This window comes from Exiguobacterium sp. s70, assembly GCF_018618315.1.
Classification (GTDB): domain Bacteria; phylum Bacillota; class Bacilli; order Exiguobacteriales; family Exiguobacteriaceae; genus Exiguobacterium; species Exiguobacterium chiriqhucha.
The window spans coordinates 683,681-704,276 of the sequence record NZ_JACSLV010000002.1; the positions used below are offsets into that span (position 1 = coordinate 683,681).

Below are 20,596 nucleotides of genomic sequence, written 5' to 3' on the forward strand. Positions count from 1 at the left end.
TTGTTTTTTAAATGAAAACGCTTTATATTAGAGCTACGGAGGGAATATGATGTTAACGAAGCAACGACATCAACTGATTTTGCAACGTCTGTCGGAGCAAAAGATTGTCAAATTGAAAGAATTGGTCGAGTTGACGGCATCGTCGGAGTCGACGATTCGCCGAGATTTGACCGACCTCGAAGCAGAAGGATATCTCGAACGGGTACATGGCGGCGCAACGCTCGTGGCCCGCTACGAAGAAGAGCCGACGTTCGAGGAGAAACGAGATCAACACGTCGATGAAAAAGTCGCGATCGCACGGAAGGCCGCGACGTTCATCGAAGACGGGATGTCCGTCTATCTCGATGCCGGTACGACGACGCAAGCGATGGTTCCTTTCTTAGATGGAAAAGATGTGATCGTCGTGACGAACAGCTTACCGATCGCCAACGACTTGTTCGACCTCGATATCAAAACGTTCGTGATCGGCGGTGAGTTGAAACGGTCGACACAGGCACTCGTCGGCTATAACGCTCGAGAGAGCATGATGAACTATCGGGTCGACCTCGCCTTTCTCGGCATCAATGGCGTCGACTTAGAAGCCGGGTACACGACCCCTGACCCGGAAGAGGCACTCGTCAAAAAAACAGCAATCGAATTGGCGCGCGAGGCATACATTTTGGCGGACGATTCAAAATTCGGGAAACGTTCGTTCAGCCGAGTGGCACCGCTCGAAGCGGCCACGCTCGTCACATGGAGCGACTCGTCAAGCGTCAGTTCGATTCAATCAATCACAAAGGTGGTGAACGCCCAATGATTTACACGTTAACCCTGAACCCCTCAATCGATTATTACGTGACACTCCCTGAAGTCGTCCTCGGTGAAGTCAATCGAATTCAAGAAACGACGCAGCGGGCCGGAGGCAAAGGCATCAACGTATCGTTCGTCTTACGTGAATACGACGTCGACACGGTCGCCCTCGGATTCGTCGGCGGCACGACAGGAGACTTCATCAAGAAGGCACTGACAGACAAAGGCGTCCAAACCGATTTCGTCGAAGTCGATGGAGAAACGCGCATCAACGTTAAGATTCGGGCGAAAGAAGAGACGGAATTGAACGCGAGCGGACCGGTCATCTCGGACACGGAACTTAATCGGTTGACGCGTCAATTCGATCATGTCCAATCAGGCGACATTGTCGTCCTCGCCGGCAGTATCCCGGGCAATCTACCGGATACGCTCTACCGAACGCTTGCCGAGACGGTCCGGGCGAACGGTGCCGAGTTCGTCGTCGATACGACGAAGGAAGCGATGCTCGAAGTGCTCGCGCTCCAACCGCTCATGATCAAACCGAACCATCATGAACTCGGTGAACTGTTCGACACAGACATCGAGACGTTCGAGCAGGCGCTCCCTTATGCGGAGCAGTTGGTCGAACGAGGTGCCCAAAACGTCATCGTCTCGTTTGCCGGTGACGGAGCTATGCTCGTCAATGCAACAGGCGCCTATACGGCGAACACACCGAGCGGCAAACTTGTCAACTCGGTCGGTGCAGGCGATTCACTCGTCGCCGGGTTCGTTGCCAACATTCTAGACCACGACGCAACTGAGGCGTTCCGCTACGCGGTCACGACCGGAAGCGCGTCTGCTTATACGTTCGGGCTGTGCACAAAAGAAGACGTGGACCGCTTGGTCGGCGAAGTCAGCGTCACCCCACTATCTCGATTGGAGGAAACAACATGAACATCACGGACCTTCTTAAAAAGGACACGATTCAACTGAATCTCCGCAGCCGTTCGAAAGCCGAAGTCATCGAAGAACTCGTCGACGTGCTCGACCGCGCTGGCAAACTATCGGACCGTAACGGCTACCGCGACGCGATTCTCGCACGTGAAGCACAAAGTACGACCGGACTCGGTGAAGGGATCGCCATCCCGCACGCGAAGACGAAAGCCGTCAAACAACCGGCCATCGCCTTCGGACGCTCGGAAGGCATCGATTACGAAGCACTCGACGGCCAAGACAGCCGCTTGTTCTTCATGATCGCTGCCGGGGAGCACGCCAATAACGAACACTTGGAAACACTCTCGAAATTATCTGTCTTCCTTATGGATCCAGCGTTCCAAGAACGTCTCTATGCAGCCACGTCAGAAGATGACGTCATTCGGGCCATCGAAGAAAAAGAAGCGGCTGAGGCGGCTCCTGTTACTTCGAAACCGGTTCAAGCCGATGCACCTTACATCCTTGCCGTCACGGCATGTCCGACGGGAATCGCGCACACGTACATGGCCGCCGATAGCTTGAAGCAAAAAGCGGAAGCGATGGGCGTCGATATCAAAGTCGAGACGAACGGTTCGACCGGCGTCAAAAACGAATTGACAGCGGCCGACATCGCGAAAGCGACTGCCATTATCGTCGCAGCCGATAAAGCCGTCGAGATGGACCGGTTCGCCGGTAAACACGTCATTGAAGTCCCGGTCGCCCAAGGGATCCGGAAGCCAGAAGAGTTGATTAATCGTGCTGTGAAACAAGATGGACCGGTCTATCAAGCGACTGGGAAGTCAGGTCAGCAAAAAGAACAGCGCACCGGTATCTACAAGCACTTGATGAGCGGGGTATCTGCGATGCTTCCTCTCGTCGTCGCTGGTGGTCTCTTGATCGCCCTCAGCTTCTTCTGGGGTATCAACTCGGCTAACCCGGATGACCCATCGTACAACGAATTCGCCGCTCAACTCATGACGATTGGTGGCGCAGCGTTCGGCTTCCTCGTTCCGATTCTTGCTGGTTTCATCGCGATGTCGATTGCCGACCGTCCAGGTCTCGCACCAGGTCTCGTCGCCGGGGCACTCGCCAGCCAAGGGAACGCCGGATTCCTCGGTGGACTCATCGCCGGTTTCCTTGCCGGTTATGTCGTCCTCTTCTTGAAGAAAGCGCTCGCGAAATTGCCGGCCACACTTGAAGGAATCAAGCCGGTCCTGTTGTATCCGCTTCTCGGTTCATTCATCTCTGGGATGATTATGTTGCTCGTCGTCAATGAACCGATTGCAGCACTCATGTCTTGGTTGATGGAGACACTTAACGGCATGAGCGGCGCAAACGCCATCTTGCTCGGTGTCATCGTCGGTGGTATGATGGCCGTCGATATGGGCGGTCCGATCAACAAGACAGCCTACGTCTTCGGTACAGCGGCACTTACTGCCGGTAACCAAGAAGTCATGGCGGCCGTCATGGCTGGTGGGATGGTACCACCGCTTCTCGTCGCACTCGCATCGACTGTGTTCGCCCGTCAAAAGTTCTCGAAACAAGAACGTGAAGCAGGCAAGACAGCGTATATCATGGGTGCCTCGTTCATCACGGAAGCCGCGATTCCGTTCGCAGCGGCCGACCCGATTCGGGTATTGCCGTCAGCGATTCTCGGATCAGCCATCGCTGGTGGATTGTCAGCCTTCTTCGCCATCCAATTGCCAGCGCCGCACGGTGGAATCTTCGTCTTCCCACTCCTTGAAGGAGCTGGAAACGTCGCTATGAGCATGGGTCTTTACGCCCTCGCGATTCTTGCCGGAGCCTTGATTGGAGCACTGCTCTTGTCATTCTTGAAAAAACCTTTAACATCGTCAACACAGGTTCAATCAAAAGACGTTGCATAAGTAATGTGAGACGTTGCCTCAGTGAAGGTAGCGTCTCTTTTTTTGTGGTGGAAGAACGACCAAAATTCAAATGATCTTGGATTGTGAGTTGGGGATTTGTGGTAAACTATTTGTAAAGCTTCGGGTTAGGAGGGGGTCACATTGGACATTCGGGTCGCCAAACCAGATGATGTGTATGGGATTGCGAGAGTGCGTGTGAACGGATGGCGTACGACCTATCGGGGGATCGTACCAACTGAGTATTTATTAAAAGTTTCTTCCGGTTCCATCGAATGGGCAGAACGGTTGCGGACAGCGCTTCATCGGCAAGAAATAGCCGGTTTTGTGGCGATTGTGAATGATGAGATTGTGGGTTTCGTCCTTTACGGCGAAGAGCGCACAGGGGAGTATCCGAACCATACGAACGAAGTATATGCCATCTATATTTTGGAGAATCATCAAGGGAACGGAATCGGGTCCGCTCTTCTTGAACATGCCGTCCAATCCATGTGTGAGGCGGGACTTTTGATTTGGGCGCTTGAGATGAATCCGTTCCGTACATTTTATGAGCGGAAACAAGGACAGGTCATCGACCAAAAAGATCGGGAGTTTGGCGAATTGTTACTCCGCGAAGTGGCATATGGTTGGGAAACGACCCGTCATGATTCAATTATGGGAGCCTAAGCTTAGTGACCGTAGAACCCTCTACGGTCTTTTTTAAAACAGTTGAGGAGATGACACGTGTCATCTCCTCACTTTTTACAATTTTCCGATGACTGTTATCGGGTCGACACGTTCCGTATAATCAGTGGGTACATCACTGAATGAAATCGTGCCATCTGGTTGAATGATGAATGTCGCTGGCTTCGGGAGCTGCCAGTCCTCATTCCCGTTATGTGAATCAACGTGAAGTCCGGATGCTTCGTAAATCTCAATTAAGTAATCTGGCATATCAAAGACGAGATCGAATTGTCGTGCGACATGGTTGTCCACGTCACTCAATACGTAAAAGTCGAGCTCGTTCTTTTCTTTCGTCGATAGCGAATAATCTGGCGTTTCCGGGCTGATGGCCACGAGTGTCGCACCTTTTTCCTCGATTTGTGCCAATTCTCGCTGATACGCTCGGAGTTCGAGGTTACAGTAGGGGCACCATCCACCGCGATAAAACGTGACGATAACAGGTCCTTTTTGAAGAAGTACCTTCAAATCGATTTGAGTTCCGTCCGCATGAGGCAATTCAAACATCGGTGCTTGATCGCCTATTACTAGACCGGACGCCATCCCCGAATCTTTCAATTCTTGCGTCGCCTGTGCCATCAATCGTTGCTTTTCAGCTGGTGCCTTTTGTTTGAATTGTTCTTTATACGCTTTGATTTCTTCCAATAATGTATTCAAATCTTTACCCCCTTTTCCGATATGGTAACTTAACAAATTTGGGATTACAATTATGAGGATTTCCTTATAACATTACGTACAACACTTGAACGTGGAAATTAAAATCCCGTATTGACGCCTTTATGTGGAATGTATTCACGATATCCTTACCTATTTCATGAATCGGATTAAAATGGTAAAATTTATGAAGTGAATTAGTGAGAAGCTAACTAATCAAATCACGATATTTTATAAAAAGGTGCTGGCGACATGCATAACTACACTCTATTGGAGAGAGCCCTGTTTTTATCGCCTTCCTTCAATTTTGAGAAGATGAAAAAAGAAATGGATGGGAAGACTGTCCTGATTACTGGAGCGAGTTCAGGGATTGGCAAAGAGTTCGCCTATCTATTAGCGGATACGACTGCGCACCTGATTCTAGTGGCGCGCAGCGAAGCAAACATGAACATCATGAAAGTCGACATTGAACAGGCTACAGCCCGTGTAACAGTATTCCCGGCAGATTTGCGAAATGAAGAGGAACGAAAAGGCTTGCTGGCATTTCTGCATCAATTGACGAACGGATTAGATGTTGTCGTCAGCAATGCCGGCATCTCCATAAACCGTCCAATTGCCCAGTCGCTGGATCGTTACCATGACTTCACACGTACAATGGCACTTAATTATTTTGCCCCGGTCCAGTTATTGCTATCACTCATTCCGATGCTTGCCAAGAATAATGGGCAAATCATCAATGTTTCCTCTATCAACGTCTTGTTATTCCCCATACCTTATTGGGCTGCCTACCAGGCGTCTAAAACCGCGTTTGATACGTGGTTGCGCTCGGCGGAGCCGGAACTGAAAGTCAAAAACATATACACCACTTCTATTTACCTACCGCTCGTGAGAACACCCATGATTAAACCGACCATTGCTTATCAGAGTTCTCCTGCCATGTCACCGGTTCACGTGGCGGAAATGATTGGACACGCCTTGTATACGAAACGAAAAGTTTATAAACCGTGGTGGCTGATTCTAGGTCAATGGGCTTCAGTTGTTTTCAGATCACCGTTATCCTTTATCGTTCTCAAGTTAGTAAAGAAAAAGGAGCGTGACAGAGACCATGTTTAATTTATTGAACATATTGTCGCAGCTCAATTTTCTTTCCCCATCGAACTTAGGACGTCTTTGCTTGGCAATCCGTCAAAACGGTGTAAACCTGATGCTTCTTTTTTCATTGACGGAAAAGACAGGAGGCCAAAAGACTGCTTTGGTGGATAGTCGGGGAACACTCAATTATGAGGAGTTGCAGAAGCGCTCTGAACATCTCGCTTCTCTTTTAGCAGAGAGGTATGGAATTGTTAAAGGACATAGAGTAGCGTTCTTCTGTAAAAACCACGCGGCGTTCGTGCAAGGCATTTTTGCTGCCTCACGGCTCGGCGCAGATATATACTTGCTCAATTGTTCGATGAGTCAACTACAGTTCGATCGCCTCGTGCAAGAACATCGTTTCGACTTCCTGATTTACGCCGAAGAATTTAGTGGATTGATTGAAAAATCTTCATATCAACAGTCGAAACTCGTCAGTTATCATGAAACACATGAATCCATCAACAGGTTGTCAACGTCGGTTCCACATCGAAAAGACAAACTGACGGCCTCTTCCAGCGGAAAGGTTGTCTTGTTGACCGGTGGTACAACTGGAAAGCCCAAACAAGTGGTTCACCGCCCATCCTTGTTTAATTTTCTAAATCCGTTTGCGGCTTTACTGAACCGATTGCAGCTGCCAACATACAACACGGCCTATATTGCAACGCCGATTTATCACGGCTACGGGATTGCTGTCCTGCTATCATTTCTGGCTTTAGGAAAGAAAGTTATCATTCAAGAGAGCTTTGATGCGAAAAACGCATGCGCCCTCATTCGGCAGCATCAAGTGGAAGTGGTCACGGTCGTTCCTTTGATGGTCCATAAAATGTTGAAGCACGATCAAGAAGCGCTCGGATCCCTGGTTTGCATTGCGTCTGGAGGTGCAAAACTAAATCCGGTTTTAGTGAGTGAAGTAACCCATCATCTGGGGAACGTCTTATACAACCTATATGGAACGTCGGAAGCCGGCTTGAATATCATTGCGACACCCAAAGATTTATATGATCATCCAGACACGCTTGGAAAAGCAATTCCGGGAAGCCACTTGCAAGTAGTCGTGGATGGAAAAGAAGTTGAACCCGGCAGGATTGGGCAATTTTGTATTCGGAATAAGTGGTCCATGAAAAACAGCCCAAACCTTTGGATTCAAACTGGCGATATGGGTTACCGGGACGAGAACGGTTATTATTTTCTATGTGGACGAACAGACGACTTAATCATTTCAGCCGGCAACAATATCTATCCGTCGGAAATCGAAGCTGCTTTGTGCAATCATCCGAGTGTCGAAGACGTCGCTGTCATCGGTGTGGACGATGTCTACGCTGGCAACATTCTGAAGGCATTCGTACAGCTATATGCTGATAATAAAATGACGGAGGAAGCACTTTTGAGCTGGTTACGCACGCGATTGGCAGCATACCAAATCCCTCGAGAGATTGTTTTCGTTGAAGAATTACCTTATACACCTGTAGGCAAGTTGGACCGAAAACGAGTTCAATCAATGACTCGTATCAAGGGCTGAAAAATGTGGATTGGGAATGCGGATAGAGGGTTACATATAGATTAATGAATGCAATAACGAAATGTGAGGGGTGATGAAGTGATGAATCGACGGATCGATACAGCAGAGACATGGATTGAGGCAACGCCAGAACGGATTTATCAAGCATTTCTCGACAAGGAGGAGCTCGTCCAGTGGCTCCCGCCGGAAGGCATGTCGGTTCGTGCCCCTGTCTTCGAGCCATGGGCTGGGGGCGTGTATCAGTTCGTGCTCATGTATGAAGCGAAAGATGGGGCACTCGGCAAAACGACAGCTCAGACCGATGTATCGAACGGGCGCTTTGTCGACCTCGTTCCTGGCCAAAAAATCGTCCAAATCGGAACGTTCGAGTCAGCAGACCCGGCCTTTGCTGGTGAGATGACCCAGACGTGGTATTTGGAGGCGCTCGATGGAGGGACGCGCGTCACGATCGTCTGTGAGAACGTGCCGCCGGGCATTCAGAAACAAGACCATGTTGCCGGACTTCGCTCCACACTCGACAATCTGGCCCGCTATTTGACCAATGACTGAGTCCGTTTGTTCGCTTCCTGCGAACAGACGGTCTTTTTGTGTATGAAAAGGGTTTCAATGATGAAAAATAGAAAAAGGTGATGTTTTTTTGTCTAGGGTGTCAACATCCTCCTCCATCTGTCCGATACAAAGGTTAACATAACGAGTTTTTCTCGAGAATGGGAGTTGTTTTATGAGACGAATGAACGACCGAACCATCACCATCAAACAAAAATTGATTACGATGTCGTTGGTGCTATTATTGATTCCTTCTTTATTGATTGGGTTTGTCGCCTACAATCAGGCGAAACAGAAAATCACCGAACAAATTATGCAGTCGGCACACGCGGGAGTGGAGCGGATGAATGATGAAATCACCAACCTGATTGAACCGATTCAACGCGATGTCGCGTTCTTTGCGGGACGGATTGATTCGTCCCTTTACGAGTCGGGGGCAGAGAACCTCAACTTGGAAGAGAAGTTTCTCGAGTATTTGGAGACGCATCCGAACGTGACGAATATATACTACGCCTCGACTGGTGGCGAGATGACGATTTATCCGGCGCAAGAGTTACCGGATGATTACGACCCGCGCACGCGTCCTTGGTATGAAGCGGCCGAAGCGGCCGGTGGGAACGTCGTCGTGACGGACCCATATGTCGATGCAGCCTCGAACAAGATGATGATCACGCTGTCGCAGACAGGGACAGATGGTCGCGGGGTGATCGCGGTGGACGTCGACGTTGACGATATCGCAGCCGTCGCGGCGAGCATTCAAATCGGGAAAGAAGGCTACGTGACGATTCTTGATGCGTTACAACAGTTCGTCACCCATCCGACGATGGCGCCTGGGGAAAAAGGGGAAGGCGAATGGATTGAACCGCTCTATGCGGAAAATGCGGGCCGCTTTGCCTATGAGTTCGAGAATGAAGGCAAGCAGATGGATTTCATGACGAACGAGTTGACCGGCTGGAAAATTGCCGGGACGCTATATGATGAAGAAATCACGGATGAGACGTCTGGAATTCTTTGGACGACCGTCGGTGTGATCGGATTGATGCTCGTCTTGGCAGCGGGACTGCTCTACGTCATCTTACGCTCGATTTTGCGCCCGTTGAACCGCTTGACGGTCGGGGCCGAACGAATTCAAGCCGGTGACTTGACCGAAGACATCGTCGTCGAGTCGAACGACGAAGTCGGTCGTGTCGCCGCAAGTTTCAACGAGATGACGCGTTCCTTGCGCGCCATCATCCGAAATCTCGATCAATCAATCGGACAAGTCGCCGCCTCGTCACAGGAACTAATGGCCAACTCGGCGCAGAATACGGCCGCATCGGAACAAATCGCCGGTGCGGTCCAACAGATGGCCGCCGGAGCGGATGACTCGAAACGTCAACTTGACGATAACGCCGTATCGCTCCAAGCCATCACCGGTGGTATCATGCGCATCGCGGAAAGCTCGACCGACGTGTCAGAGCTGTCACGGGAGACGGCGCTCGAGGCCGAGAACGGGACGACTGCTGTCACGGAAAACGTGGCCCAGATGCAAGCGATCGACTCATCGGTCGAGACGTTTGGGAAAGTCATCCACTCGCTTGCCGAACGGTCAAACGAGATTGGCAATATCGTTGATGTCATCAACGGCATCGCGACCCAGACGAACTTGCTCGCTTTGAACGCTGCGATTGAAGCGGCGCGGGCCGGTGAGAACGGGAAAGGCTTCGCCGTCGTCGCGAGCGAAGTACGGAAACTCGCCGAACAATCGCAACAGTCGACGAAACAGATTTCCGAGTTGATTGACAATATCAAACAAGAGACGGAACGTTCGGTCCAGTTGATGAAAGAAGTGTCGGCTCATACGAAAGCCGGGCTCGAGACGACGGAAAACACGGCCAAGCGTTTCCAAACGATTATGACCCAGACGCAGGCGATGACGCCGCGAATCGAGGACGTGACGGCGACGGTTGAAGAGATTGCCGCCAACGTCGAAGAAGTCTCGGCCGCAGCGACGCAAATCGCCCATATCGCCGATGAGAACTCGGTCGCCTCGAAGCAAGTGGCGGCGACGACGGAGGACCAACTCGGTTCGATGGAAGAGATTGCGCAATCCGCGAAGTCACTTGCGGATATGGCAGAAGAGTTGCAGGAGCTCGTATCACGCTTTAACGTATGAATGAGAAAAAGGGATGAGGATCTGTTCGAGGCAGATCATCATCCCTTTTTTGTTTATTACAAGTATGCTTCACTGACTGATGACCGAATGAATGCCCTGGCATCATCAACCTCAAGTTTGTAAAGGCAAGCCAACTTGACGGAATCGTCTGTCCACAAAAAAAGGATGCACGGACGCATCCTTTTTCAACACTACCGTTTGCTCGATACTTGGTTCCGGCCGCGGTTCTTGGCGACATAAAGCGCCTCGTCCGCGTCTTGAAGCGCCTGTTCGACCGTCTTTCCGCCTTCGAGCGAACTGACGCCGAACGAGCACGTGACGCGCGGGACGGGACCGAACGGCTCGGCATTGATTTTTTGCCGGAGCTTATCCGCGAGCTGGACGCCATCGGCGAGTGTCGACTGGGGGGCGACGATTAAAAACTCCTCTCCGCCCCAGCGTCCAATCGAGTCCGACTTGCGGATGTTGCGCCTGAGCAGTTGGGCGATCGATCGCAAGACGAGGTCACCGGTCGGGTGGCCGAACGTGTCGTTGACGAGTTTGAAATAGTCGATATCAAGCATGATGACAGCCGCGGGTGCCCGCTTGTCGACGGTCTCTTGAGCCGTCGTCGAGAGAACATCCCCGACTTTCTTCCGGTTGTATAGTTCAGTCAGCGGATCGAGCGACGACAAGTGTTCCATCCGCTCTTCATAGCGACGTTGTTCCGTCGCGTCTTCTAAAATACCGACACCGCCGTCGAGTTTTCCATCTGCTGAAAAACTCGGGGACATCGTCGTCCGGATGAAGCGAGCCTGCTTCTCTGGAGCTTTATACCAGCCAGCCATACGAATTGTCTCCCCGTTCAAAACGTTCCGGATGGCGCCCAAGAAGTCGAACGAGGAAGAGCTACATCGCTCGAATATTAGATTCGAGGTCGGAAGTATCCCAAGTAAATGGACAAATGATTCATTGTAGCTCACGATTTGGCCGTGCCGATCGAAGGCGAACAGGCCGATTGGAAGCTGGTCCCATGAGGAAGGATCGGGTTTCGTGGTGTGCGTGTCATGATGAGTCCGTTCTTGATCAGCCATTGTATGACATATGCGTGAACGCATACTTCCTCCTTTCCTAACCGTAGCGGTAGTGTAGGACGTTCGTACTGATACTTTATACCCTAAATTGGGAAAGAACTAGCGAGTATTCTTTTAAAAGCTAACAAAATTTAGAATATGACGAGAAACCGTCACAGCTTGTTGTGAGGTAATCTTTCCCCATCACCACATCAAAATCGCCCCATCATGTCGATGGCTAATCCGACATAACAGGGCGACTACAATAAATAGAGGTTATAAGATCGGACTGAGCAATCGTGACACGCCTTCGCGCATCCGGACGGTCCATTTCCGGGCTGAATAATCGTCAATCGTGTACTTCCCGCTGACGGCGACGTCTGACTCGAACAACGAGGCGAGTTCGAGCGCGACTCGCTCGTCATAGATGACGGCGTTCACTTCAAAGTTCAACCGGAAGCTGCGGGCATCCAAGTTCGTCGTCCCGACGGTTGAAATCTCATCATCGACGACGAGCGTCTTGGCGTGCAGGAAACCTTCCCCATACATATAGACGTTCGCCCCATAGTCGAGCAGTTCGCCGAGAAACGAGAGCGACGCCCACATGACGAACGGATGGTCGGGCTTGCCGGGAATCATGATGTCCATCTTGACACCGGACAGGAGCGCCATCTTACAGGCGTCCATGAAACTCGTATCCGGGATGAAGTAAGGCGTCTGAATGATGACGCGCTCCTTCGCCGACATAATCATTTTAATCATCATGTTTTTCAAATGTTCCGTGTCTGAGTTCGGACCGCTCGTCACGATTTGCATCGGCGACATATCCTTGATATCGTGGCGGGCGAAACAGAACGAGTTCTCCGGGTCATGATGTTTGCTGCCGGAATAGTTCCAATCGAGGATGAACCGGTGTTGCAAATGGTAGACGACGTCTCCCTCGACTCGAAGGTGCGTATCACGCCAGTAGCCAAACTTCTCGACGAGACCGAGGTATTCGGTCCCGACGTTGAAGCCGCCGACGTAGCCGATTTTGCCGTCGATGATGACGACTTTCCGGTGGTTCCGGTTGTTCAATTTAAAGTTGATGAGGCCGAGTGTCGGCGGGAAGAAGACACGGACCTCGCCGTTATTGGCAATCAATTCTTTGAAGTCGGAGTTGCGGAGGCTGCGCGAGCCGACCGCGTCATAGAGGAGCCGCACCTTGACACCCGCCTTGGCACGCTCGATCAGTTCGTGGATGAGCGCCTTCCCGAGCGCGTCCCGTTGAATGATGTAGTACTGGATATTGATTTCCGTCTCGGCGCTCCGGATATCGTCCATGAGCGCTTTGAATTTCTGCTCCCCGTCATGCATGATGGCAGATTTGTTGTGGACGCTAATGAGTGACTTCGACGAGCGTAAATTCATCTCGAGCAATTGCTCGTACTTCTCGAACACAGGTTGAGCTAAAGCGGTCTCTTTCCGGCGAATCTGCTCGATTTGACTGTCGACTTGCAGGGCGTGGAACGAGCGCTCTTCGACGCTCAAGTTAAAGAAGTTGTCCTTCTTCAACTGCCGCCCGAGAAACATGTAGACGATGAAACCGAGGATTGGCAAGAAGAATAAGACGAGCAGCCAAGCCCACGTCGCCCCGACATCACGGCGCTCCGCGAAAATGACGGCTAAAGCGAACAATAAATTCAACCCGAAGACGATATACAGTCCCCAACTAATAATGACCGACCAATCCAAGCGACCAACTCCCTAAACGACAATTTCAGTGCATAGATTAATAATACCTCATTCAAGGGAATAGTAAGCTATCGAAACATAAGGAGGAGACAAAGATGCATTTACAAGTGAATTGGAAACAAGGGATGGCGTTCCAGACGACGACGCCGTCAGGTCATGACGTGACGCTCGACGCCGGGGAGGACGTCGGTGGTCTCAACACCGGTCCACGACCGACCGAGATGCTGCTGCAGGCGACGGCCGCCTGTACAGGCATCGATATCGTCTCGATTCTGCATAAGATGCGTTTGCCGCTCGAGCGGTTCGAGATGAAAATCGACGGCGTCCGGGCGACGGAACATCCGAAGAAGTTCACAGCGATTCATATCTTGTACGTCCTTGACGGGGATATGCCGGAAGAACGGGTCCGCCGTGCCATCGAGTTGTCGGTCGACCGCTATTGTTCCGTATCGCACAGTCTGAACGCGACGATGACGTACAGCTATCAATTGAACGGCGGCGAGGTCGTCCCGTTCACATGATGTGAGCAAGATGGTTGAAAAGAGTCGAAATGGTCCGTTATATTTGTATTTCAAATACTGCAATACAAAGGAGGACGTTATGATTCGACTCGCGACGAAACGCGATGCCAAGCACATCGCGGACCTAATCGAACAACGAGCCGTAGCGCTAAAACAACAAGGTAGCGATCAATGGACGGAATATTTGGAGCAAGACCTCATGGATCGGGTGCAGACAGACATCTCCTCGGGACACGTCTACGTGTACGAGCAAGACGAATCGGTATTGGCCTCGATCGCCTTACTTCCGGCAGATGACTGGGACCACAATTTATGGGAAGATGGCGAACGCGGTCAATACATCCATCGGATCGTCGTCAGCGAACGATTGAAAGGCAGAGGCGTCGGTCAGCAACTGATGGAGCACGTCTTGCGTGAGGCCGACACACATGAACCGATTCGGCTCGACTGTGTGGCTGACAATGCGTTCTTGAATAGTTATTATCCACGGTTTGGCTTCGTCTTCGTGGACTCACGGGACGGATACAACACGTTCGAATACAATATGGATGAGAGTGTCAGTGCATAAGGGGTCAACCAACCCCTTTTTTTGATATACTGAGAAGCGAATTGATGGGAGGAAACAAGATGATCAACACAATACTTGTCGGTTTCGGTTTTTCCGCGACGACATTCCATTTACCATTTTTACAGGAGCTCGATGACTTCCATATTGCCGGTGTCGTCTCATCACGCCCGGAAGACGTACGAGCCGTCCTCGGCGACGTCACGGTGTATGCGACGCTAGACGATGCACTTGCAACAGAGGCCTCGTTGTTCGTCATCACGACGCCATCCCATTTACATAAAGACATGGTCGAACGGTGCCTGACAGCGGGGAAAGACGTGCTCGTCGAGAAGCCGGCGTTCGTGACGACAGAGGAAGGGGAGGCGTTGATCGCGCTCGAACAAGCAAGTGAGGGAATCGTCAACGTCTTCCATAATCGCCGGACCGATGGAGACTTCTTGACGGTCAAACGATTGCTCGAAGACCAACGCCTCGGCGATTGGAAAGTGCTCGAGTCCCGGTTCGACCGGTTCCGTCCGACTGTCCGTGACCGCTGGCGTGAGAATGCGGGACCTGGGGCCGGGATTTTATTTGACCTCGGCAGCCATTTGATTGACCAAGCGCTCGTCCTGTTCGGGGCGCCGGATCAGGTATCGGCCGATGTCATGGTTCAACGTGACGGGGGCCAGTCCGATGATGGGTTCCATGTGACGTTGCATTATGGAGAGAAGCGGGTCTATCTTCGCTCGAACCCGTTCATCGCCATCGAGGCGCCGCGGTTCGAAGTGCACGGGACGGAAGGCAGCTTCCTCAAATTCGGAATCGATCCACAGGAGGCGAGTCTCCGGAACGGAGAGGTCAGATGCCCCGACCGTGAGACAGGAGCGGTCGTCACGGATTCGGAAACGACGATTGACATCGAACCGGGCGGCTACGTGGCGTTCTATCAAGCGCTCGCGGATAGCTATACGACGCGACGTCCGCTCGTCCCACTTGAGGACGCGCTTTTGACGACACGTGTCATCGAGACGGCCCGTGAGTCGTCCCGTTCCCAACGTGTCCTCGACTTCAACTCATAATTTTGTAGGACGACCTGCCGTGTTTGGCACGGTCATCTTTTTCCATAATTTAAAAGAAATCATGATGATTTTATTGTGAATGAACAAACTCGCTTCATGTTTGTTAACAACAAAAAGCTATCCGTCTCTTTCAAATAGTCAGCGGTGAATGGGAACAGGACATAGGAAACGACTTCAGACTGTCCTGTCACGCTTCGAACCAATGACGAATTTTAGGAAGAGGGGAACGGATGATGTTCAATCAAATCGTGAAACACCGTTGGGAGTGGGAGAACTGGTTGCGGGAGGTCAACTGTGATTCGTATGACCATTACGACTACGTGTTGGCCAACTGTGAACCCGGCGAGCAGCCTGAATTGTATATCGCGGCCAAAGATGACGGGATTTTACTGTACCCGTACATCCGTCGTCCGATCGCGCATCGCTACGACGACCTCGTGACGGCGTACGGTTATGGCGGCCCGTTCCGTGAAGGCAACTTCACGAACGAGGACGTCAAGGAGGCACGCCGACTTTTTCTGCAACGCCCTGAAAATCAAACGACCGTCACCGAGACGATTCGTTATCACCCATGTCGCGTCGATCCGGACTTGATGCAAATATTCGGGCAAGCCGTCCCGATTCGGCAGACGGTCCACGTCCGGCTTGATGATTCGTTCGAACAGCTTGAGCAACGTTTCAGCAAGATGACGAAACGGAACGTGAAGCGGGCTGTACGTGAACAGATGACGGTCGCTCGTGGGCAGGCGCATGAACTGTTGGAGTTCATTCGACTGTATCGGGCCACGATGGACCGGCGTGCTGCGAACGACATCTATTACTTCCCGGACCGATACTTCGAGGACCTATGGAACAGCGATACGTGTGAGACGGAATTATTGTTTGCCGTCCATGAAGGCGTCATCGTGGCGGGCGTGTTCATGTTGTTCGGGGACGACGGGGCCCACTATCATCTTGGAGGCTCGGATGCGAATTATTTGGCGTTTCGACCGAACCACTTCTTGTTCCGTGAAATGATTCGTCGCGCGGTCGAGAAGGAGAAGGCGTACGTTCATCTCGGTGGCGGTGCGACCGGGGAAGATGCGCTCTTTGATTTCAAGCAGAGTTTCTCGGGTGACGAGCCGCTCACGTATTACATCGGTCAAGCTGTGCTCGACGAGGTGGTCTATCATCGGTTGAATCAAGATCATCTGCTCCGCCACGGGCCATCTGATTTCTTTCCGCTCTATCGGACACCGGTCGCAGAGACGGTCACCGAAGTGCAAGCGGAACGATAACAAAAAGGTTCTCACTCGAGATGGAGTGAGAACCTTTTGTATTAAGCAGCCTCTTCGTCGGAAGCGGCCATTTTTTCGGTTTGGCGTGTGATTGGGAAATTACTGAACAGTTTACTGCCGACGAGTCCGGCCACGATTCCGACGCCGAACAAGATGAGCGCCGTCACGGTCACGGTCTGCCAATCATTGAAGCCGTACATGACGAGCAATCCCGGAATCCCGGCAGCAGAACCTGGGGCGTCGTTCACCATGCCGGTCATGGCGACGATAAGTCCGGCAATCGCACCACCGACGAAGTTGACGCTGTAGATCGGGATCGGGTTCGCCGAGATGAGGTCGGCTTGCGTGAGCGGTTCGATCGCGACCGATAGTTGGTCTTTCTTCGTCCCGATGTTCAACCGCTTGAACAACAAGAAGTTCATCGAGATGGACGCTGTCAACGCGAGGGCGGCGATGGCCATCGGCACACCCGTCAAACCGAGCATCGCTGTGAGTGCCATCGAGCTGAGTGGAGACGTCGAGACGACCGTGACGATGCCACCAAGGACAAGTCCCATCACGACCGGATTTTGCGTCGCGGCAAGTTCGATGACCGCACCGATTTGTGTCAGCGTGTTCGTGACGAGCGGGTCGACGCCAGTCGCCACGAGGCGGGCGAGCGGAGCCATGATGATGACGTAGAAGATCATGTCGACACCGGCCGGCAAGTGCCGGTCTAATTTACGACCGGCGAGCGCGAGGATGTAGCCGGCGAAAAAGCCGGGAAGAATTCCGAAGCCCGCGACCGAAAGTCCAAGCATGAGCGCGTAGACCGGATTGATACCGAGGGCAATCGATACGAGCGCGGCTGCGGCCGGACCTGATAATGAACCGGCTGCTTGTCCGACTTCTTCATATAAAGGGAGTGGGAGTAGACCGCCGATGGCATAGGCGTTGAACGCCTCGACCAAGAAACTGGCGATGGCGGCGCCGGCTAGGGCGCCCATCGCTTTCATCCCGAACGGGGCTTTGTAGCTGAATAATGTGAATAAGGCAAGAATCAACAGTAAAAGTGCGATACCTTGAATAATGACCATATGGTGTACCTCTTTCTCTCTATTCTATATTTCCTCTATAGTTAACCATTCGAACGGTTCTGTAAAGCCATTTCATCCATCTGACACGACTTTTTTTGGTGGTAGCGTTTCCATCTTCGGAATTGGATAATTGTGAACAAAATCAGCTGTGAAATTTGAGGAAAAACAAGCTCAGATGTGTCAGTCCGGGCCGGAGTGGGAACAGAAAGGGGAAAGACTTTTCATATAGGAATGACCAAGGAGGAGTAGAGATGCAGATGGAGAACAAAAATTGGCACGCACTCGAACCGGATGCGGTACAGAGTTCGCTCGAGACGGACACGAACAGTGGTCTGTCGAAAGGGGAAGTGTCAAGTCGGCAAGAGCAGTATGGAAAGAACGTATTGCCCGAGAAAGAGAAGACACCTGAAATCATAAAATTTTTGCGTCAGTTCAATGATATTCTTGTCTTCGTCTTACTTGGTGCCGCTGTTGTCACCGGCTTTTTAGGGGAGTACATCGATACGATCGTCATCGTGCTCGTCGTGACGATTATCGCGGTCGTCGGTTACCTCCAAGAGAACAAGGCGGAGCAAGCGTTAGAAGGTATTAAGAAGTTACTCGAGACGAAGGCGAGCGTCATCCGTGACGGCAAGCAGAGCCAAGTCGACTCGAGTGACCTCGTCGTCGGGGACATCTTGGTCCTTGCCGCCGGGGACAAGGTCCCGGCTGACGCCCGTGTCATCCAAGCGGAGAAGTTCAAAGTCGAGGAATCGGCATTGACGGGTGAAGCGACGACGGTCGAAAAGAAAATTCAAGTCGTACCGGAAGACGCCGTCCTCGGTGATCGCAAAAACATGATTTATTCGGGTACGAGCGTGGCGACAGGAAGCGCGAAAGCAATCGTCACGTCCATCGGAGAAGGCACGGAGCTCGGCCAAATCAACGCCTCGATTGCTGAAGTCGAGACGGTGAAGACGCCGCTCATTCGCCAGACTACAAAATTTGGTCAGACGGTATCCATCGCCATCCTCGTCATCTCGGTCGTCATTTACGCGTTCGGTTACTTTGTCCGCGATTTCGATCCGATTGAATTGATGCTGACGACAATCGGTCTCGCCGTCGCCGCGATTCCAGAGGGATTACCGGCAGTCATCTCAATCATCCTCGCGCTCGGTGTCCGGAACATGGCCGAGAAGAAAGCCATCGTCCGCAGCTTACCATCGGTCGAGACGCTCGGTGCCGTATCGGTCATCTGTACCGATAAGACAGGGACGTTGACGAAAAATGAGATGACCGTCAAACAAGTCGTCACGGCTAAACACGACATCGAAGTGTCAGGGAGCGGTTATGAGCCGGACGGTGATTTGGAATTGAACGGTCAACCGTTCGACTTGGATGATGACGAGTCGATGATCGATTTGCTAACGGTCGGGAAAACGTGTAATGACGCCCAGTTGTACGAAGAAGGCGGCGAATGGGTCGTCAATGGTGACCCGACGGAAGCATGCTTGCTCACGCTCGCCGAAAAGGCGGAGCGGCCGATCGAACGTTTGGACGTCATTTCGAAGATTCCATTCGATTCAGAGTACAAATATATGGCGACGCTCGTCGATTATAAGGGCGAGCGCATGATCTTCATCAAAGGGGCGCCGGACCGCCTGTTCGATATGGCGGAAGACACGGAGTTTGACCGCGCCTATTGGGATGAGAAACGAAAAGAGATTGCCGACCGCGGACAACGCGTGCTCGGCGGCGGCTTCAAGCGCGTCGACGCCTCGAAAGAGACGGTCGACCACGAAGACGTCGAGAACGGTATCACGTTCCTCGGCCTCTACGGTATCGTCGATCCGCCACGTCAAGAAGCAATCGAAGCGGTCGCTGCTTGTCGTGACGCTGGGATCCGTATCAAGATGATCACCGGTGACCATAAAGACACGGCCGTCGCCATCGCGCGAGAACTCGGCATGGAAGTCGAAGGTGCCCTCGAAGGGAAAGAGTTGACGAACATGTCCGACGAAGAAATCAAAGAGGCGTCGGTTCATAATGACGTCTTCGCTCGGACGAGCCCGAACGATAAACTTCGTCTCGTCAAAGGGTTGCAACAGAACGGCTTAATCACGTCGATGACCGGAGACGGCGTCAATGACGCACCAGCCTTGAAACGGGCCGACATCGGTGTCGCGATGGGGATTAAAGGAACGGAAGTCGCGAAAGAGGCCTCGCAGATGGTCCTCGTCGATGACAACTTCAAGACGATTTACAACGCCGTCCGTGAAGGACGCCGTGTCTACGATAACTTGAAGAAGACGATTTTGTTCTTGCTCCCGACAAACGGTGGACAAGCACTTCTCGTCGCCATGAGTATCTTGCTTGGCGCAGCGGCACCACTCAGCCCGGTTCAAATTCTTTGGGTCAACATGGTCGTCGCCATCACGCTCTCGCTCGCCATCGCGTTCGAGCCGCTTGAAGAGAGCACGATGAAACGGCCGCCGCGTCCAGCAAACGTACCGCTATTAAGTCGCTATTACATTTTCCGAATCACGTTCGTCTCGATTTTAATCGGGGGCGGTAGTTTAATTATCAACTATATGCTCGGTGATTTCGACTATTCGACCGATAAGTTGCAGACGATTACGCTCAATACGATCGTCATGGCGCAACTGTTCCACTTGTTCAACTGTCGGACCGAGCTCGCGCCAGCGTTCAACCGTCATTTCTTCGACAATAAAATCGCCTTTGTCGTCTCAGCACTACTGATCGGGCTCCAGTTGTTCATCACCTACGTCCCGTTCATGCATACGCTGTTCGGTACGGCACCGCTCGAGCTGCAAGACTGGATTTATCCGGTCGCGTTCGGTCTCATCGTCTTTGTCATCGTCGAGATCGAGAAAGCCATCTCGCGTCGTGTTATCGGTAACAAAGACATACACTGATGTTTTAGTGAAGACGGAATGTGGAATTAATGCATTATGCAGAG

The 20,596-nt window shown here is 51.9% G+C and carries 17 protein-coding genes; 13 read left to right on the forward strand and 4 right to left on the reverse strand.

The window, feature by feature from the left end; genetic code table 11:
• Window positions 1-49: 49 nt before the first annotated feature.
• The 4 genes from KNP84_RS08175 to KNP84_RS08190 all read left to right on the forward strand — a co-directional run bounded on the left by KNP84_RS08175 (window position 50) and on the right by KNP84_RS08190 (window position 4,289).
• Complete coding sequence (locus tag KNP84_RS08175) at window positions 50-796, forward strand: DeoR/GlpR family DNA-binding transcription regulator (RefSeq protein WP_021067332.1); 747 nt, start codon at window positions 50-52, stop codon at window positions 794-796.
• Window positions 793-1,722, forward strand: a complete 930-nt coding sequence (gene pfkB / locus KNP84_RS08180; RefSeq protein WP_215114590.1) for a 1-phosphofructokinase — start codon at window positions 793-795, stop codon at window positions 1,720-1,722. Before KNP84_RS08175 ends, pfkB begins: the two co-directional genes overlap by 4 nt.
• Window positions 1,719-3,626 (forward strand): PTS fructose transporter subunit IIABC, encoded by a 1,908-nt coding sequence (locus KNP84_RS08185; protein WP_215114591.1) that lies wholly within the window; start codon window positions 1,719-1,721, stop codon window positions 3,624-3,626. The genes pfkB and KNP84_RS08185 overlap by 4 nt, the downstream gene beginning before the upstream one ends.
• 141 nt (window positions 3,627-3,767) lie before the next feature.
• Window positions 3,768-4,289, forward strand: coding sequence for a GNAT family N-acetyltransferase (locus KNP84_RS08190; RefSeq protein WP_021067335.1), 522 nt, complete (start codon window positions 3,768-3,770; stop codon window positions 4,287-4,289).
• A gap of 75 nt (window positions 4,290-4,364) precedes the next feature.
• On the opposite strand, the gene KNP84_RS08195 is transcribed toward KNP84_RS08190, so the two are convergent.
• Complete coding sequence (locus tag KNP84_RS08195; protein WP_215114592.1) at window positions 4,365-5,000, reverse strand: peroxiredoxin-like family protein; 636 nt, start codon at window positions 4,998-5,000, stop codon at window positions 4,365-4,367.
• 249 nt (window positions 5,001-5,249) lie between these two features.
• Between KNP84_RS08195 and KNP84_RS08200 the strand changes: the two genes are divergently transcribed.
• The 4 genes from KNP84_RS08200 to KNP84_RS08215 all read left to right on the forward strand — a co-directional run bounded on the left by KNP84_RS08200 (window position 5,250) and on the right by KNP84_RS08215 (window position 10,351).
• Complete coding sequence (locus KNP84_RS08200) at window positions 5,250-6,110, forward strand: SDR family NAD(P)-dependent oxidoreductase (RefSeq protein ID WP_215114593.1); 861 nt, start codon at window positions 5,250-5,252, stop codon at window positions 6,108-6,110.
• A gap of 61 nt (window positions 6,111-6,171) precedes the next feature.
• Complete coding sequence (locus tag KNP84_RS08205) at window positions 6,172-7,650, forward strand: class I adenylate-forming enzyme family protein (protein WP_251131182.1); 1,479 nt, start codon at window positions 6,172-6,174, stop codon at window positions 7,648-7,650.
• 81 nt (window positions 7,651-7,731) lie between these two features.
• A complete protein-coding gene (locus KNP84_RS08210; RefSeq protein ID WP_215114595.1) occupies window positions 7,732-8,199 on the forward strand; it encodes an SRPBCC domain-containing protein in 468 nt (155 codons plus the stop codon).
• Window positions 8,200-8,371: 172 nt separating this feature from the next.
• Window positions 8,372-10,351 carry a methyl-accepting chemotaxis protein gene (locus KNP84_RS08215; protein ID WP_251131183.1) on the forward strand — a complete coding sequence of 660 codons (1,980 nt, stop codon included), beginning with the start codon at window positions 8,372-8,374 and terminating at the stop codon, window positions 10,349-10,351.
• A 191-nt stretch (window positions 10,352-10,542) separates the two neighbouring features.
• Here the strand turns inward: KNP84_RS08215 and KNP84_RS08220 are convergent, their stop codons facing one another.
• Window positions 10,543-11,424, reverse strand: a complete 882-nt coding sequence (locus KNP84_RS08220; RefSeq protein WP_165569411.1) for a sensor domain-containing diguanylate cyclase — start codon at window positions 11,422-11,424, stop codon at window positions 10,543-10,545.
• Between the two features lie 255 nt (window positions 11,425-11,679).
• The gene (cls, locus tag KNP84_RS08225; RefSeq protein ID WP_215114596.1) at window positions 11,680-13,137 is read right to left on the reverse strand and encodes a cardiolipin synthase; all 1,458 of its coding nucleotides are present in this window, start codon (window positions 13,135-13,137) and stop codon (window positions 11,680-11,682) included.
• Window positions 13,138-13,232: 95 nt separating this feature from the next.
• Here cls and KNP84_RS08230 point away from each other — a divergent pair, with 95 nt between their 5' ends.
• The 4 genes from KNP84_RS08230 (at window position 13,233) to KNP84_RS08245 (ending at window position 16,561) form a co-directional block, all read left to right on the forward strand.
• A complete protein-coding gene (locus KNP84_RS08230; RefSeq protein ID WP_021067343.1) occupies window positions 13,233-13,658 on the forward strand; it encodes an OsmC family protein in 426 nt (141 codons plus the stop codon).
• A 79-nt stretch (window positions 13,659-13,737) separates the two neighbouring features.
• Window positions 13,738-14,226, forward strand: coding sequence for a GNAT family N-acetyltransferase (locus KNP84_RS08235; protein ID WP_215114597.1), 489 nt, complete (start codon window positions 13,738-13,740; stop codon window positions 14,224-14,226).
• Between the two features lie 59 nt (window positions 14,227-14,285).
• Window positions 14,286-15,284, forward strand: coding sequence for a Gfo/Idh/MocA family oxidoreductase (locus tag KNP84_RS08240; protein ID WP_215114598.1), 999 nt, complete (start codon window positions 14,286-14,288; stop codon window positions 15,282-15,284).
• A gap of 233 nt (window positions 15,285-15,517) precedes the next feature.
• Window positions 15,518-16,561 (forward strand): lipid II:glycine glycyltransferase FemX, encoded by a 1,044-nt coding sequence (locus KNP84_RS08245; protein WP_215114599.1) that lies wholly within the window; start codon window positions 15,518-15,520, stop codon window positions 16,559-16,561.
• Window positions 16,562-16,602: 41 nt separating this feature from the next.
• On the opposite strand, the gene KNP84_RS08250 is transcribed toward KNP84_RS08245, so the two are convergent.
• Window positions 16,603-17,637: a PTS sugar transporter subunit IIC gene (locus KNP84_RS08250; RefSeq protein WP_215114600.1), complete on the reverse strand. Its 1,035-nt coding sequence runs from the start codon at window positions 17,635-17,637 to the stop codon at window positions 16,603-16,605.
• A gap of 251 nt (window positions 17,638-17,888) precedes the next feature.
• Between KNP84_RS08250 and KNP84_RS08255 the strand changes: the two genes are divergently transcribed.
• Window positions 17,889-20,552 (forward strand): cation-transporting P-type ATPase, encoded by a 2,664-nt coding sequence (locus KNP84_RS08255; RefSeq protein WP_215114601.1) that lies wholly within the window; start codon window positions 17,889-17,891, stop codon window positions 20,550-20,552.
• Window positions 20,553-20,596 lie beyond the last annotated feature (44 nt).